The following is a 1,803-nucleotide window of genomic DNA, read 5'->3' as shown; positions in this document are numbered from 1 at the left end:
GCCACGATTATATTCTCAATGCCATCGGATTAGTCCCTGGTCGAGAGCTAATTAAACAGTGGTTGAAAGCAGGATACGTAGAAGCGGAGATGTTTCACCCTACGGAGCAAGGAGTACCGCAAGGGGGAATTATTAGCCCCGTACTTGCTAATATTGCTTTGGATGGTTTAGAGCAATTATTAGCAGAATATCGCCAAATAAAGCCATATAAGAGCGGTACGTATAAATCTCAGCGTTACGGTTATATACGCTACGCTGACGATTTCCTAATTACGGCTGAAACTAGGGAAGACATTGAAGCAATTGTTCCCAGGGTTGTAGAGTTCCTACAGGTAAGAGGTTTGGAACTGAACTCTGACAAAACCAACATTGTTCCTGTGGAACAAGGGTTTAATTTTTTGGGTTTTCATGTCCGACAGTTCCATGGTAGTTGCTACACTATACCCCAGAAAGAAAAAGTCAAAGACTTTCTCCAAGGTATACGGGACTGGCTAAAAGCCAACAAGCAAGCCGCTCCTGAGACAGTTATCTACCACCTCAATCCTATTCTTAGAGGCTGGGGCAATTACTATAAACATAGTGTCAGTAAACAGGTGTTTAGCTACGTAGACCACGAAATCTGGAAAGCTCTCTGGAAATGGTCACTGCGTAGACATCCGAATAAGGGCAAGCGATGGGTCGCCAATCGATACTTCAAAACTATCAATGGCAGAAAATGGAACTTCGCAGCAACGGTAAAAGACTGCCGGGGAGAATGGACTACTATTACCCTGACTTACTTGCCGGAGATTAGTATTCAACGGCACATTAAGGTCAAAGGCACTGCATCTCCTGATGACCCAGAGCTAAAAGACTACTGGCAACAACGTCGAACCCGACATGGGAAAACTTATTGGGATAAAGGGTCAAAGCTCTACAAAGTAGCATTAAACCAAAATTGGCGTTGTCCAATCTGCCACGAACACCTTTTCAATGGAGAAGCATTGAACACCCATCATCTCCTGAGTGTTGCAGACGGAGGCACAGACAGGGCAGAAAATCTTATTCATCTGCATACAGCTTGCCACCGTCATCTGCATCTGAGAAAAACTCCCTGAGTAACTGGATGCTTGAGCGGCTTGAGGGGAAACTATCACGAGCCGTTCTTAGGGGAGGGGGACACGGCGACGTGTGCCTCCTTACCCGACAAGATAGCTCAAAACTCTTATGCTATAAGCTTTTCAGAGCGTAAAAACTAAGCGGGCGGTCGCGGCTGAGGAGAATATTGTAGCCTTTAGGGGGTAAGAACATGGTGTTCTGGAAACAAAATTGCAGTTTCTCACGCTCAAGTTCTTATGTGGTACGCTACTGCTGTATCAATTGAAGTGTAAGTCAATTGATACAGCTTTGCCCCTAGTAACTATGACGATTGTTGGTGGTTTATCAAGTTTTTAACGTAACTTTCTGCTCCACTGCTCATTTCATATCTTCCCTTTTAAAGCTGACTTTTTGTTCTGACCTGTTTATAGAATGTTTCCATTGCTTCAATGAAGGAGTTCTCGCGGTGCCAGAATGCAGGAAACTCGCCCTGTTTTTTCACCGGAATGCCGGAAACGAGGGTTTGTGGGAGCGGTTCAATGGTCGGAGGGAGCCGTTTAGTACCGTGCCAGAAGTCGCGTAACCCTGTCATGGTGCTTGGAGAAACTGTTAAGGGTCGGGTGTAGTAGGACAAAACAGATTGAGGATCGCGTTGCGCGAAACGTTGTATTTCCGCAGAGAGTGCCTGCCCCAAAGGAGATTTGACCAGTTCAGAGTGTAAATCCT

General features: G+C 45.5%; 1 protein-coding gene and 1 pseudogene. One reads left to right on the top strand and one right to left on the bottom strand.

Translation table 11 applies throughout. From position 1 onward, the window contains the following. Positions 1-1,097: group II intron reverse transcriptase (locus AC2VE5_RS26385; RefSeq protein WP_486890514.1), on the top strand; the 1,097-nt coding region annotated here is incomplete at its 5' end. Positions 1,098-1,474: 377 nt separating this feature from the next. Here AC2VE5_RS26385 and AC2VE5_RS26380 read toward each other — a convergent pair. Continuing rightward, positions 1,475-1,803, bottom strand: a pseudogene (locus tag AC2VE5_RS26380) (SWIM zinc finger family protein); the annotation flags it as partial.

It is taken from the genome of Aliterella sp. E5.1 (assembly GCF_057473825.1).
This window is presented reverse-complemented; position numbering and strand designations above follow the sequence as displayed.